The organism is Streptomyces smaragdinus, from assembly GCF_009604385.1.
Taxonomy (GTDB): Bacteria; Actinomycetota; Actinomycetes; order Streptomycetales; family Streptomycetaceae; genus Streptomyces; species Streptomyces smaragdinus.
Genome location: NZ_WEGJ01000019.1, coordinates 55,035 through 68,603, shown reverse-complemented (window position 1 = coordinate 68,603; position 13,569 = coordinate 55,035). Strand labels below are relative to the sequence as shown.

Below are 13,569 nucleotides of genomic sequence, written 5' to 3'. Positions count from 1 at the left end.
CCATGGGCCGCGCCCGCCCACGAGTTGGAGATGTCCGGTGACGTTGCCCTCGATACCCTCCCGCCCCAGCGCTCCCGTCGCGTCGCCCTGGGGGCGGCGGCCCTCGTGAGTCTCGGGGCCTGCTCCGAGGTCGAGGACGACGACTGCCCCGACGGGGAGCGGTCGGTGCAGGTCGAGGGCAAGGCGGAAGCCGTCTGTGTGCCCGAGGAGACGCCCCGGCGGTACGACGATTACCCGAAGCGGTAGGCACCCCCCGGGAGCGACCGGAAGGCCGCCCCCGCCCGTGCGGCGGGGAACGGCCCTCCGGAGGAGCAGCCCCAGGTCAGGGCTTGATTCGGACCACCTGAGGGTCGTGGTCCGAGGCCTGCGTGGCGAATTCGGCGTTGATGTGGACCACGTCGTACGACGTCTGCTGGGGCTTCAGGCCGGGGCTGACCAGGATGTGGTCGAGGACCTGGGAGTTGCCCTGGTAGACGTACGAGTAGCGCTCCGTCGCCGGGAGGGTGTTCACCAGGTCGCGCAGGGCGCCGTCCTTGGTGAGGGTCTTCATCGCCGGGGAGAACTGGTAGTCGTTGAAGTCGCCCAGCGAGACCACCGCCGCGGACGGGTCCGCCGCCAGGAGGTCGGCGACGAAGGACTGTTCCGCCGCCGCCTGCTTGGTGCGCTGGACCTCCGAGGTGCGGTTCGGCTGCTGGAAGCGGCTGTCGAGGCCCTGGTCGCCGCCCTTGCTGTTGAAGTGGTTGGCGATCACGAAGACCGGCTTGTCGTGGAAGAGGAACTGGCCGACCAGCGGCTTGCGGCTGTCCTCCCACGCCTCGTTCGTGGGGTCGATCCGGCCGGGGGAGGCCGTCAGGCGGGTGTACTCGCCGTGGCCCGTCACGCCCACCGGCGTCGTCGCGTCGCCGCCGGGGATGTCCGTGAACGAGACGCGGGCCGGGTTGAAGAGGAACACCTGGCGGATGTTGCCGCCGGGCTCGCCGCCGTCCGTCAGGTCCTCGGGGTCGACCGAGCGCCAGTCGTACGCCGGGCCGCCCGCCGCCTTGATCGCCTCCACGAATTTGGCGACCGTGGCGTCCGAGGCCACCGTGCCGTCGTTGACCGCGCCGTTGTTGTCCTGGACCTCCTCGAGGGCCAGGATGTCGGGCGAGCGCAGGTTCGTCACCACGCCGGTGGCGAGGGCGGCGAACTTCTCGTCGGGGTCGGACGGGTCGAGGTTCTCGACGTTGTACGTGCCGATCTTCAGCTCCGACGGCAGACCGGACTGCGTGACCTCCCGCTCCAGCCCGCCCGAATCGACCGAGCCGACCCGGGTGGCCGCGACGGTGTAGCCGCCGAACTCCGTGTAGTCCAGCGGACCGCCCGTCGCGCCCGTGAGGGTGTCGCCGACGTCGGTGACCGGGAACTCCTCGACCGGGCCCAGCGACTGGACCATGATGCGGCCGGAGTTCGGCCGGTCGTAGCCGAGGTAGACCACGCCGCCGCGCGCCGAACGCGGGTCCTGCTCGCGGGCGTCCACCCACAGCTCGTGGTACGAGTTGCTGGCCTGCGTCACCGGTACGTCACGGACCTCGACGTCCATGGACTCGAGGGACTCGTACAGGTCGAGCGCGTACGCGTCCGGCCGCAGCGGCAGGGACTCGATCGAGCCGCCGTCCGCCTCCGGGGTGTACGCGGCCGGGATGTTCGAGCCGTTCAGGACGACCGGGGCGGGCAGCGCGTTGCCCGAGGAGAGGACCGTGGTCTTCGGCGCGGAGAGTTCCGTGAGGGACTGCGAGCCGCCCGAGTTGTTCGGGTAGTACTCGGTGACCTTGGCCGTGACCAGCACCGAGTCGCCGGCCTTGACGGTGATCGGGGCGCTGCCGGTGTAGACGAAGACGCCCTCGCTGGTGGCAGGGTCCGCGTCCGCGGCCGGGTCCTGGATCCAGAAGCCCTTCGAGCCGTACGTGCGCACGCCGGTGACCACGCCGGGGACGCCGGTGACCGTGGTGCCGGCCAGCGGGGAGACGCGGGTGGTGCCCTGGATGTCGTGGATGCGGACGGTGCCGGGCTCGGTCGGGTTGCCGTCGTCGCCACCGTCGCCGGGGGTGGTCTCGCCCGCGCTGTTGACGGGGGAGGGCGCGCCGGCCGTGAGGTCGGCGGCGTTGTCGTCGGTGTCGGCGAGGGACGCGGCGCGGGACACCGAGGCGGTGTTCGACGTGCCGGGGGCGGCGCCGGAGCCCTCGTGGACGACGGCGGTGCCGAAGCCGACCAGGTCGACGATGCGGGCGTCGGCGGCGCACTCCTCGGTGGTCTTGCAGGTCAGCGCCTCGGTGCCGTTGACCAGGGCGATGGTGCCCGTCGTGGCGGACATCGCGATGCTGCCGGAGGCGTCGGGCGCCGGGAGGTTCACCGTGCCGCCCGTACCGGCGGACTCGGCGACCAGGTAGTGGCCGCCGGGGGCGACCTCGCCGGTCAGCGGGGTGACGCCCCACTTGCTGGTGGCGCTGGGGCTGCCGGGGAGGTACTGCACGCTGTAGCCGGTCAGGCCGAAGGCGGCGCCGGAGGGGTTGGCGAGCTCGACGAAGTCGTTCTTCAGCGTCGCACCGGAGTTGCCGCCACCGCCGTACACCTCGGCGATGACCGCACCGGCCGAGGGCACGGCGACGGCGCCGGGCAGCGGGACGAGCACCAGGGACGCGGTGACCGCGGTGGGGAGCGCGGCACGCAGCAGCAAGCGGTGGGAGCGGCGGTTCGTTATGTGGCTGGGCACCGGTGCGGAGCTCCTTCATCACGGGATGGCCCGGTCGCCGCGCCGGCGCCAGGTCGGTGGGGTCTCGGCGGGGGGCGCCTCTGGGGTGCCCCGTCGCGGGTCCAGGGGTGAAGATACGCGCGTAGAACATGGCGTAACAAGGTTTCCGACGTGAACTTCTTGCTACCGACGGCGGCGTGTGTGACGGTCGTTGGCGCAGGTCGGCCGGGACCGGCCGGCATTGGCCGGAGGGGGAGTGAGACGTGTCACGGACGCGGAAGATCGTGGTGATCGGGCTGGGCGCGGCGGTCGTCGGCTGGTGCTGGCACAACCGGGGTGCGTTCATGGGGTACTGGGCGATGAGCCACGCCAACGACTGACCTGGGGCGGGGGGTTACTCCGCCGGTTTACGGCCGAAGACATGCACCGTGTCGCCCTTCTTTGTCTTGGCCCACAGCGCCTTCGCCTCCTCGTAGTGGAGGTTGACGCAGCCGTGTGACCCCGACGGGCTGAAGAGGCTGCCGTACGAGCCGTGCACGGCCTGGCCGCCGTCGAAGAACTGGGCGTACGGCATGGGGGCGTCGTAGATCGTCGACCAGTGGTCCACGTTGCGCAGGTACACCTTGTGGGTGCCGGCGCGGGTGGCGTAGGCGTCGGTGCCCGTGCGGATCGGGATGGGGCCGTAGACGGTCTTCGTGTCCTGCTGGAGCCAGAGGATCTGGCGGGTCAGGTCGATGCAGATGACCCGGGGGGCCGGGTGGCAGCGGTTCTTGTCGTTGGGGTGTTCCTGGGCGTAGGCCAGTTTGGCGGCCATCCAGGTCACCGGGCCCGCGTAGCCGGTGTCCGGCCAGATGTCGTACGTGTCCTGGAAGCGCTGGATCGCGGCGCAGTCCGCGGGGGACTGCTTGCCGTCGGGGGTGAGCTTCAGGTAGCGCTCGAGGGCCTTTTGGTGGGGGCCCGTTGTGGTGGAGCAGAAGGGGGCCTGTTTGCCCTTTTCGGCGGGCGGGACGATTTCGATGTCCGGGAGCGGGATTTTGGGGGCGGCGGCTGCCGCGGGGGTTGCGAGCGCGGTGAGGGTGGCGATCGCTAAGAGCAGGGTCCATACGTGGTGCCGGGTCATTCGGTGCATTTTGCTGCCCTCCCTGATGTGGCTGTCAGGAATCAGGGCTATCAGATGTCATGGGCGGTTGAGGGCGGCATGACGTGGGAGAACTCCTCATATCATCCTCACGGTCCAATGCTGCGGCGTCCTCCGTAACGACGTCCCCCATTCGATGGAACATAAGATGCAATAGCGATTCTTTCGCGTTATACGAACCTTTCATTTTGTTTGCTCTTGAGGCGATATGCGCTGTCACGAGAGGAAACAGATGATGCCGACGACGAGACGACGGCGGGCCCGGGGGCCCGGACGGTGGGCCCGGTTGTGGGCGGTGCTGCTGTCCACCGTGATCGCACTGCCTCTCGTGGCGATGGCGGCGTCTCCCGCGGCCGCGCAGGAGCCGTGGTGGTGCCCCACGTCGGGGGACCAGGGCACGGGGTACTACTTCGAGGCCGGTGAGCCGGGGTACGGGCCCGCCACGATCTTCGAGGTCAACTCGAACGACGGCAGCATGTATCCGGTGGGGTCCAGCCAGGATCCCGTCGACGCCGTCGGGTACAACCCGCACGACGGCTTCTTCTACGGGGTCGTGAACGGCAGTTCCGACATCGTCAGGATCGACCGGTACGGCAATTTCTCTTACATGGGCGGCGTGCCCTTCCAACGGGCCATCGCCGGTGACGTCGACGAGTTCGGGCACTACTGGGTGCTCAGCAGCGACGGCCAGTGGGCGGAGTTCGACCTGACGACGGGGTACGCCTACCAGGTCCGCAGCGGTTACACGCCCCCGCCCCCCAACGGCCGGCTGCCCGGCGACTGGACGTACATGCGGTCGGGGCCGTACGGGCCCGGCCTGTACGGGGTGAGTGACCCGTACGGCGGCGGCAACGCCCACCTGGTCTACTTCAACACCCAGGCCCCCGGCTCCTTCCAGGACCTGGGTCCGGTGAGCAATCTGCCGTACCTCCCGTTCCCTCCCGATCCCATCGACCACCGGGCGACCTACACCGACGGCTACTACCTCTACACGCACTCGTACTCGAACGGCATCACCTACCGCATCGACGTCTTCGGCAACTACGCCACCGAGCTCCCCAACGGCGCCGGCCCGCGGGTCGTCGGTGACGGCGCGCAGTGCGGGGTCGGGGGCGGCTGGATCGGGAAGGGCACGCTGAACCTCGTCAAGAAGGTCGAGGGCCGCAATCTGCCGGACGACCAGTTCCGGCTGAACGTGTGGAGCCCCAACACCGGGAACGTCGGCGAGCTGGTCACCTCGGGCGGCGAGAGCCACTTCGAGACGGGGCCCATGCCGATCCACGGTGGGCAGGACTACGTCATCGACGAGTGGATGGACGGCACCTGGCAGTGGCCGCAGGACGCGGGCTACGACACCCGCGCCGACTGCTTCGACCCGTTCGGCAATCCGGTCAACGTCTGGGGCGGTACCGGCAACTGGACGGTGCAGATCCCACCCATGGACGGTGACTTCACCTGTGTCGTCACCAACACGGCGGTCGGCGCCGACGCCATCGACCTGACCAAGACCCCGGACCCGCCGGTCGTCCACCGCGCCGGGGACACCGTCGACTACGAGTTCACCGTCCGCAACGACGGCCAGACCGCCCTGCACGACATCCGCGTCGAGGACCCCCTGTCCGGCACCCCGGTCCCGTGCCCGGTCCCGGACGGCGGCCTGCTGCCCGGGCAGACCACCACGTGCGGCTTCCCGTACACCGTCACCGCCGAGGACGTGGCCCGCGGCTACATCACCAACAACGCCACCGCGATCGGTACGAGCAACCGCGACGGCGGCGAGGTGCGGGACGACGCGGACGCCCGGGTGGAGGTCGAGGTGCAGTCCCCGGCGCTGAGCCTGGACAAGACCGCGAACCCCACGACGGTCGCCGCGGCCGGTGAGGAAGTGACGTACAGCTATCGCGTCGTCAACGAGGGCAACACCGTCCTCGAGAACGTGCACATCGACGAGACCTACTTCAGCGGCACCGGCGGCAAGACCGGCATCGAGTGCGACGACGTCACCCTGCAGCCGGCCCAGGCCACCACCTGCAGATCCACGTACACGGTCAGCCAGGAGGACATCGACCGGGGCGTCGCGATCGTCAACGCGGCGAGCGCCGTCGCGAACGATCCCGACGGCACCGAGGTGCGGCACGACGACACGGAGACCGTCGACGTCACGCAGACGCCGTCCCTCGACCTGGCCAAGTCCGTCGAACCGACGACGGTGTCGAACGCGGGCGAGGAGGTCAGGTACACCTTCGACTTCGTCAACAGCGGCAACACCACCCTGTACGACGTCGAGCTCGTGGAGGACGACTTCACCGGCGCCGGCGCCCCCGGCCCGCTGGAGTGCGAGCCCGGCTGGGACGGCACCCTGGCCCCGGGCGCGAGGATGAGGTGTACGGCGACCTATGTGACCCGCCAGGAGGACATCGACCGGGGCGGCTTCGACAACGCCGCGCACCTCACCTCCCGCACGGCGGACGGCGACCCGGTGGACTCCGGCTCGGCGGAAGCGCACGTCGATGCCGAGCGGCGGCCGGGGGTGAGCCTGGAGAAGTGGGCCGACCCCAGCGACCGGGAGTACTTCCACGAGGGCCAGGAGATCACGTACACCTATGTGATCCGCAACACCGGCAACACCTCGCTGACCGGCGTCGGGGTCGTGGAGACGGAGTTCACCGGCAGCGGCGGACCGCCCCAGATCAACTGCCCGGAGCAGACCGGACCGCTGCCCCCGAACGGCACGGTGACCTGCTACGCGACCTACACGCTGACCCAGGCGGACATCGACCGCAACGAGGTGCGCAACACCGCGCACGCCGTCGGGACCGGGCCCGGTGGACAGGGGCTGGAGTCGGAGGACGCCCAGGTGATCCTCACCGGGGAGTACGCGTCCGGGCTGAGCCTTCGGAAGTCCGTCGAACCGGCGACCGTGAACGCGGTGGGTGACGAGGTCACGTACTCCTTCGAGGTCACCAACACCGGCGAGACCACGCTGACCGGTCTGCGGATCCTGGAGAACCGCTTCACCGGCTCCGACGGGCCGCTGCAGATCGAGTGCCCGGCGGCTCCGCTGCCGCACGGGGAGTCGGCCACCTGCACCGCGACCTACCGGGTCACCCAGGCCGACCTCGACGCGGGAGGCGTCTTCAACACCGCCACCGCCGTGGCCGACCGGCCGGACGGCGAGGACGTCGGCTCCGAGCCGGACGACGCGGAGCTCGGCGTCACCACCAACGCCTCGCTGACGCTGGCCAAGACCGCCGAGCCGGCCGAGGTGACGGAGGCGGGGCAGGAGGTCGTCTACCGCTACACGCTCACCAACACCGGCAACGTCACGCTCCACGCGCCGTCGGTCACCGACACCGAGTTCTCCGGCAGCGGCGAGCCGCCCCGGGTGACCTGCCCGGCGGAGACGCTGCCGCCGTCCGAGGAGATGACGTGCACCGGCAGGTACATCGTCACGGAGGCGGACCTGGCGGCCGGGAAGATCACCAACACGGCCGTCGGCGCCGCGAACAACGGGGAGCGGGTCACCTCGCCGCCCGACGACGCGACGGTGACCACCCGGCCGGCCGCGGAGGACGGGCTGGCGCTGGTGAAGAAGGGCAAGCACAGCAAGCCCAAGGGCCGTCACGGTCGCGGCGTGATCCGCTGGAAGTTCACGGTCACGAACACGGGCGGGACGACGCTGACGAACGTTGTCGTGAACGACCCCGTCGCCGGCGAGGTCCGCTGCCCGAAGCAGACCCTCGAACCCGGTGAGTCGATGACGTGCGAGGCGGGCCCGTACAAGGTCACCGAGGACGACGTCAGGCTCGGGCACGTGAAGAACACCGCCGTCGCCACCGGTCGTAACCCGGCCGGCGACGAGGTCACGTCGCCGGACGCGACGACCGTGGTGGAGGTGCCGGTCTGCGACAAGGAGCACCCGTGCAAGGACAAGGAGCGCGCCGTCGTCTGACGTGATCCGCCGGCCCGGCCGTCCTCCTTCGGGAGGGCGGCCGGGCCGTTTCGTGTCTCAACCCGCGGCTCGCTCCCGGTGGCGGGTCCAGGCGTACACCAGGGCCGCCGCGGGCACGGCGACGATCACCGCGGTGAGGACGGAGGGGCCTTCGCCGGAGTGGTTGCGGGCGATGCCCAGGAAGCCGGCGAGCAGGGCGATCGTCTGCTTGGCGGCCAGGGACCACTGCCGCCTGAGGCAGGTGTACGTGATGATGCCGACGCCGAGGCCGGTGAAGACCGCGATGAATACGACCATCGGTGGAGCGTACGGGGGGCGGGGCGGGCGGGTGAAGGGGTGGGGTCAGAGGGGCTTTTCGGTGGCGGCGCGGAGGTCGCGGGTGATGTCGGCGACAGTGTCGAGATCCAGGACGTCGGCAAGGCCCAGGTAGCCGTCGGTGTAGGCGTCCAGCCAGCCGCACGTGCTGACGACGCCGCCCTTGCCGACGTCGAGGTGGCCGCAGACAAGCGCGCCGCCGAGGGGGCCCGGGTCGAACCAGTGGATGTCCCGTGCGTCTTCCTGGTCGAACCAGTTGCGCAGGCTCTGTTCCGGGGGATCCCAGCGCCTCTCCTCGGTGAGCTCCGGGGACCAGTCGTACTTGACGCTGGCCCGGAGAACACCCGCCGGAATACCGTCGTGCTTGAGGAGCCAGTACCTGCCGTACCCGGTCCCCTCGTCGTCGAACACGTCACCGCCCTCGTCGGCGGCGAACAGCACACCGTCCTCGTCGCCGGTCACCGTGTAGCCCCGTACGGTCCGGGGCGGCTCCACCGCGTACCGCACGGTGGAGCCGGCCGCCGGGGTGTCCTCCTCGACCGAGGAGTACTGGAACACCGCGCGGGTGACCGCCAGTACCAGGATCGCGACCGTCGCCAGGACGGCCACCCGGCGGCGCTGCGCCCGCACCCGCTCGGCGGCGGCGAGCTCGTCCGGGCCCTCGGCGTGGGGGCCCTTGCGCCACCGGCGGGTCAGGAACCAGAGCAGGGCGATGCCCACGGCGGCCAGCAGGGCGGTGCCTGCGACCTGGCCGAACGCGTAGGACTGCGACGTACGGTCGACTCCCAGAACGATCACGCGCGCATCGTACGGCTACCGCAGCTTCATGCACACGTCACAATTCCACCTCAATTGCGACCCGGGATTCCGTTTGGCGTGGGGGAGCTTCCCCCGGGACCGTCCGCCCATCCCCGCCTCGTAGAATCCCCGCCCATGACAACGGAGTTCACCCCCGCCTTCCTCGACGAGACCGAGTCGCACACCGCCTGGGGCGCCGCGCAGCTCGAGGCCCTGACCGACTTCCTGCCCGACGACGACTGGACGGCGGACCTGCCCGCCTGCGTCTACCGGCAGGGGGCGCTGGAGTTGCGGGTCGGGGTGCTGGGGTCGTACGACAGCGGTGATCGGTCGTGGATGTGGGGGTGGGCGAACCCGGGGCTGGCCGGGACGCCCGTGGCGGCGCTGTCCGAGCAGGTGGCGCGGGTGGGGAAGGAGCGGGGGATCGCGGAGTTCGGCGAGGGGATGCTGGACCTGTCGGGGCACGCGGATCCCGGGCGGGCGGCGGAGACCCTCGCGTTCGCGGGGATGGGCGTGACGCGGTCCCCCGGCTACATCGGGGTCCCCGCCGGAGGGACGACGCGCGTGTACTTCCTCCCCGACGACCCGCAGGTCCCGCGTGCGGGCTTCGACGCGGTCACCATGCCGCGGATGCTGATCACGGGGGCGGGGCTGCTGGGGCGGTCGCCGCACCGGGTCGTGACCGGGTACTTCGACCACCACGGGCTGGCGCATCGTACGGACGGCAGGCGTCTCGTCGCCGACCTCCCGAACGGGCGGCGGGCGGAGGTCGACTTCGACGAGGCCGGCCGCATCGCCGGGGTGCGCGCGACGGTCACCGGCTGAGGCGGGCGCCCGGGGCCGGCGTCAGCGCAGGGCGGCGTGCCCCGGTGCCCGCCGGGCGCGGCGGGACGCGGTGACGAGCAGACCTGTGCCCGCGAGGACGATCAGGGCCGCGGGTATGACCGCCCAGGAGTAGTCGCGGGACCCGGGTTTGTCCGCGCTGACCCGTGCCCGCACCGCCGACACCGGCTTCGTACCGCCGTCGTGGGCGGTCTGGAAGCGGGAGTCGTTGGAGTTCCCCCGGTTGTCCCCGAGCAGGAACATCCGCCCCTCGGGCACGGTGATCTCGTACGGGCCGGACGCCGTGTCCGGGGCGCCGTCCTTCACGTACGGCTCCTCCAGCGGCTTCCCGTTGACGGTGACCGGCAGGCCGGGTCCGCCCGACACCGTGTCCCCGCCCAGGGCTATGACCCGCTTCACGAGCAGCTCGTCCTGGTGCCCCTCCGGCAGCCAGTCCCCGCCTTCAAACAGCACCGCGTCACCGCGCCGCACGTCCGGGCCGTCGACCGCCTCGGTGTACACCCGCTGCCCGTGCGCGAACGTCGGCTCCATGCTCTGCCCCCCGACCGTCTCCCGCCCGACCTCGCCCCCCGGCGCCCACACCGCCGCCGCGAGCAGCGCCGCCCCGACGACCACCAGCATCCAGCCCCCCGGCCGCAACCACCGTCCCGTCCCCATGACGACACCCCTCCCCACTCATCGTCAGACCCTAGCGCCCACCACCGACACCCGGACCTTCCACCTTCGGCCCATGGGCCGAGGCCCCCCGTTCCCGGACACTGCGAGGACCACGACCTCGGGGGACGAAGTGATCGATCTCGAACGGGCGATGACCGCCGCGGACCACGCCCGCAGACAGCGCGCGGAAGGCCCCCTCGCCGGGCCCGCCGCCCTGCTGCTCGCCGCGCTCGCCATGACCGTGGCCCTGCTGAGCCTCGACGCCCCGCAGTTGCGCGACGACACGAGCCTCGCGGGCAGCGGCGGCTGGAAGGTGTTCATGGCCGCCGTCGTGGGCATCGTCGTCGCCGGCAACGGCCTCATCGGCGTCCGCAGCGCCGACGTCGTCGACCGCCCCGGCCTCCTCGCCGGCCAGCTGAGCTACTGCCTCCCGGCACTGGCCGCGCTGTCGTTCCTGGACTACGTCCAGTACGGCGAGAAGCTGCTGGTCCTCCACTTCCTGCGCACCGCCGTCGTGATCCAGCTCCTGGTCTGCCTGGTCTACTGGTGCCGCCTCGCCCAGCCCGCCGTACGCCACTGGGTCCGCGCCGGTACGGGCCTGGGCCTCGTGCTCACGCTCCCCTGCCTGGCCCTGGCCTCACCGCAGGAGGTCGCCGGCCCTCTGTGGCAGCACCCGGGCCCGGTGCTCGCGCTGGTGCTGGTCACGGGCGCGGCGGGGCCGCTACTGACGCGGACCGGGATCGCCCACATCGCCCCCGGCCAGGCCTGGCACGACGCCCCGAAGCTCGCGTCGGGGCTGCTCCTCGGGGCCGGCCTCGCGCTGGTGGGGGCGGCCGTGGCGGAGGCGCCGGTGCACCCCGAGGGCGGTTCCGTGCATCCGGCGTACGCGACGGCCGGTGTGCTTCTCGTGCTCGCGGTCGCCACGCTGGGGGTACGGGCCCGGAGGACGGTCCCGGACCCGCGTCAGGGGCCGCTGGGGACGGCTGCCGTGGGGGCGGGGCTGGTGGGGGTCGCGGTGTTCACGGGGCTGGGGGGCCGGGAGTGGGCGGTGGGGCCGATGCGTGACGTCCTCGCCGCCGATCCCTGGCGGATCCTCGGGCCCCCGCTTCTCGGCCTGCTGCTCGCGCTCGCGGCCGCGGCGTTCCTCCCTCGCTGGGCGCCGATGTCCGCAGGGGCTGCCGCCCTGGTGGCGACGCTGATGCGGTACCGCGACATGAGCAGCGGCGAGTGGGGAGCCGCCGAGTTCGACGTGTCCGCCATGCTCCTCTCGTACGCCGTGCTGGTGCTGCTCTTCACCCTGCGCGCGGACGTCACCTGGGCGATGCTGGGCATCCAGATGGCTGCCGCGGTCGTCACGGAATCGGTCCTGTTTCCTCTCGCCGAGCGGCTGCACGGGATTTCACCGAAGGAACCCTGGACCGCCGGGGCGCCGGTCTTCTTGGCCCACGCCGCCTGCGCCCTCCTGGCCACGCTGCTCCTGCTGCCCCGAAGGCGAAGGACCGCCTGACCCCACCCGCCCGTCCCGCCACGCCATCGCCAGCTGGACCCGGCTGCGGCACCCGGCGCGGCGCATCGCCGCCGTCAGATGCTTCTTCACGGTCCCGACCCCGACGGTCAGCGCCGCCGCGATCTCCTCGTTCGTCCTGCCCTCACCGACCAGCGCCGCGACCGCGGCCTGCCGCGCCGTCAGCCGTACGGTCGGCCCGGCGGGCCGCTCCGGCGCCAGATGCAGCCGGGCGAGGCCGGCCAGCTGCCGGCGCAGGGCGTGGGCGACGAGCAGATCCCGGACACCGAACGCGCCCGCGTCCTCCGCCAGCAGCCCGATCCCGCCCGCCCCCGGCAGCGGGACGACCAGCTTGGCGCGGACCCCGCCGCGCCCCAGGAAGTCGTCCAGATACCGCTGGGTCCCCCGGCTCCGCGGCAACTGCCGTACGGCGTCGAGCGACACCACCCCGTACGCCTCGAACAGCGCCCCCGCCCCCGGCTGCGCGAACGGATCGAACCGGTGCGCCTCCTCGACGTACCGCCCCACGAGCCGCACCGCCCGCCCCCGCGCGGCGGGGTTGGGGTCGGCGAAGAGCTCGGCGCGGGTCGGCCCCCGGAAGAAGGTGGTGTGCCGGTACCCGAAGAACCGGGCCAGAGCCTCGAGCACCCCCTCCCGGAACCCCTCCCCGTCCCGCGCACCCCCGCACTCCTCGACGACCCGCAGCAGGGCCCGCGCGTCCCCCGCGTCGAGCTCGTCCCACAACCGCCCGCTCTCCCCCCACACGGCGTCCCCCTTCCGGCCGGCGACACCTCAGGCTAGGAGCGGCGCCACCGGCCGGAGGGGATACGGACGAGGGTGCGGACATTCCGCGGACACGGACGGAAGCGGGGCGCCGGCGTCAGGGCAGCCGGTACACCGACACATGCGACGCCGACTCCGCCGTGAACTCCCCGCCCGACCAGTCCGCGTGCCGCGACTCCAGCGTGAAGCCCGCCAGCCGCGCCATCAGATCCAGCTCCGACGGCCAGATATACCGGTGCGGGCTGCGCCCGAGCCGCGCCTGCCGGGTCCCGTCGAAGTGGAAGTGGTGCGAGACGACCCGCTGGTTCAGCACGTCGTACGTGTCCAGCAGGATGTACCCCGGCTCCGAGATCCCCACCGTCGCCGGCGTCCCCGGCGGCAGCCGCCGCAGCTCGGGCACCCACAGCTCGATCACGAACCGGCCGCCGGGCCCGAGATGCCGGGCGGCGTTGCGGAAGCACTCGATCTGCTCGTCCTGGGTGAGCAGGTTGGAGATCGTGTTGTAGACGAGATACGCGAGGCTGTACGTCCCCGGTGCCGTCGCCGTCGCCATGTCCCCGGTGACCACGGGAATGGTGGATTCGTCCACCTTCGTACGAAGCTGCTCGATCATCGCGGTGGACAGCTCGATCCCCGTGACGGGAACTCCCCGGGCCGCGAGCGGCACAGCCACCCGCCCCGTCCCGATCGCGAATTCGAGCGCGGCACCGTCCGCGGCGAGCTCGGCCAGCCGGTCCACGGTCGGCGTCAGGACCTCGTCCGAGAACATCCCTGTGCCCGGACTGTCATAGTTCTTGGCGGTTTCGGCGTCCCAGAGCTCATCTTGTCGCATACGCAACAACGTAGGGTCG

Annotated in this window: 11 protein-coding genes; 4 read left to right on the top strand and 7 right to left on the bottom strand. The window is 71.6% G+C overall.

The annotated features are described in order from the left end of the window. Positions 1-30: 30 nt before the first annotated feature. Complete coding sequence (locus SRB5_RS21995; RefSeq protein ID WP_153454698.1) at positions 31-246, top strand: hypothetical protein; 216 nt, start codon at positions 31-33, stop codon at positions 244-246. Between the two features lie 76 nt (positions 247-322). Here SRB5_RS21995 and SRB5_RS21990 read toward each other — a convergent pair whose 3' ends face one another. Then, a complete protein-coding gene (locus tag SRB5_RS21990; protein WP_407703952.1) occupies positions 323-2,749 on the bottom strand; it encodes an endonuclease/exonuclease/phosphatase family protein in 2,427 nt (808 codons plus the stop codon). Between the two features lie 373 nt (positions 2,750-3,122). Beyond that, positions 3,123-3,848 carry a L,D-transpeptidase family protein gene (locus SRB5_RS21985; protein WP_153454696.1) on the bottom strand — a complete coding sequence of 242 codons (726 nt, stop codon included), beginning with the start codon at positions 3,846-3,848 and terminating at the stop codon, positions 3,123-3,125. Between the two features lie 328 nt (positions 3,849-4,176). Between SRB5_RS21985 and SRB5_RS21980 the strand changes: the two genes are divergently transcribed. Then, complete coding sequence (locus SRB5_RS21980) at positions 4,177-7,818, top strand: DUF7507 domain-containing protein (protein WP_194292991.1); 3,642 nt, start codon at positions 4,177-4,179, stop codon at positions 7,816-7,818. A 57-nt stretch (positions 7,819-7,875) separates the two neighbouring features. Here the strand turns inward: SRB5_RS21980 and SRB5_RS21975 are convergent, their stop codons facing one another. Together SRB5_RS21975 and SRB5_RS21970 are read right to left on the bottom strand one after the other, a co-directional pair. Continuing rightward, positions 7,876-8,115 (bottom strand): hypothetical protein, encoded by a 240-nt coding sequence (locus SRB5_RS21975; RefSeq protein WP_153454692.1) that lies wholly within the window; start codon positions 8,113-8,115, stop codon positions 7,876-7,878. 45 nt (positions 8,116-8,160) lie between these two features. Then, the gene (locus SRB5_RS21970; RefSeq protein ID WP_153454690.1) at positions 8,161-8,931 is read right to left on the bottom strand and encodes a hypothetical protein; all 771 of its coding nucleotides are present in this window, start codon (positions 8,929-8,931) and stop codon (positions 8,161-8,163) included. Between the two features lie 135 nt (positions 8,932-9,066). Between SRB5_RS21970 and SRB5_RS21965 the strand changes: the two genes are divergently transcribed. Then, positions 9,067-9,756 (top strand): DUF6882 domain-containing protein, encoded by a 690-nt coding sequence (locus SRB5_RS21965; RefSeq protein ID WP_153454688.1) that lies wholly within the window; start codon positions 9,067-9,069, stop codon positions 9,754-9,756. Between the two features lie 21 nt (positions 9,757-9,777). Here SRB5_RS21965 and lepB read toward each other — a convergent pair whose 3' ends face one another. Next, on the bottom strand, positions 9,778-10,431 hold the full coding sequence (gene lepB / locus SRB5_RS21960; RefSeq protein WP_153454686.1) for a signal peptidase I: 654 nt from the start codon (positions 10,429-10,431) through the stop codon (positions 9,778-9,780). A gap of 130 nt (positions 10,432-10,561) precedes the next feature. Here lepB and SRB5_RS21955 point away from each other — a divergent pair, with 130 nt between their 5' ends. Then, positions 10,562-11,938 (top strand): hypothetical protein, encoded by a 1,377-nt coding sequence (locus SRB5_RS21955; protein ID WP_153454684.1) that lies wholly within the window; start codon positions 10,562-10,564, stop codon positions 11,936-11,938. On the opposite strand, the gene SRB5_RS37555 is transcribed toward SRB5_RS21955, so the two are convergent. Further along, positions 11,831-12,700: a helix-turn-helix transcriptional regulator gene (locus SRB5_RS37555; RefSeq protein WP_153454682.1), complete on the bottom strand. Its 870-nt coding sequence runs from the start codon at positions 12,698-12,700 to the stop codon at positions 11,831-11,833. The two genes, SRB5_RS21955 and SRB5_RS37555, sit on opposite strands and share 108 nt — an antisense overlap. Positions 12,701-12,815: 115 nt before the next feature. Further along, the gene (locus SRB5_RS21945; protein ID WP_153454680.1) at positions 12,816-13,550 is read right to left on the bottom strand and encodes a class I SAM-dependent methyltransferase; all 735 of its coding nucleotides are present in this window, start codon (positions 13,548-13,550) and stop codon (positions 12,816-12,818) included. Positions 13,551-13,569: the final 19 nt, after the last annotated feature.

What these genes read in the sequence shown, in the direction of transcription:
- lepB (WP_153454686.1), bottom strand. Translation starts at nt 10,431, where the DNA reads ATGGGGACGGGACGGTGGTTGCGGCCGGGGGGCTGGATGCTGGTGGTC.
- SRB5_RS21985 (WP_153454696.1), bottom strand. Translation starts at nt 3,848, where the DNA reads ATGACCCGGCACCACGTATGGACCCTGCTCTTAGCGATCGCCACCCTC.
- SRB5_RS21965 (WP_153454688.1), top strand. Translation starts at nt 9,067, where the DNA reads ATGACAACGGAGTTCACCCCCGCCTTCCTCGACGAGACCGAGTCGCAC.
- SRB5_RS21945 (WP_153454680.1), bottom strand. Translation starts at nt 13,550, where the DNA reads ATGCGACAAGATGAGCTCTGGGACGCCGAAACCGCCAAGAACTATGAC.
- SRB5_RS21995 (WP_153454698.1), top strand. Translation starts at nt 31, where the DNA reads ATGTCCGGTGACGTTGCCCTCGATACCCTCCCGCCCCAGCGCTCCCGT.
- SRB5_RS21975 (WP_153454692.1), bottom strand. Translation starts at nt 8,115, where the DNA reads ATGGTCGTATTCATCGCGGTCTTCACCGGCCTCGGCGTCGGCATCATC.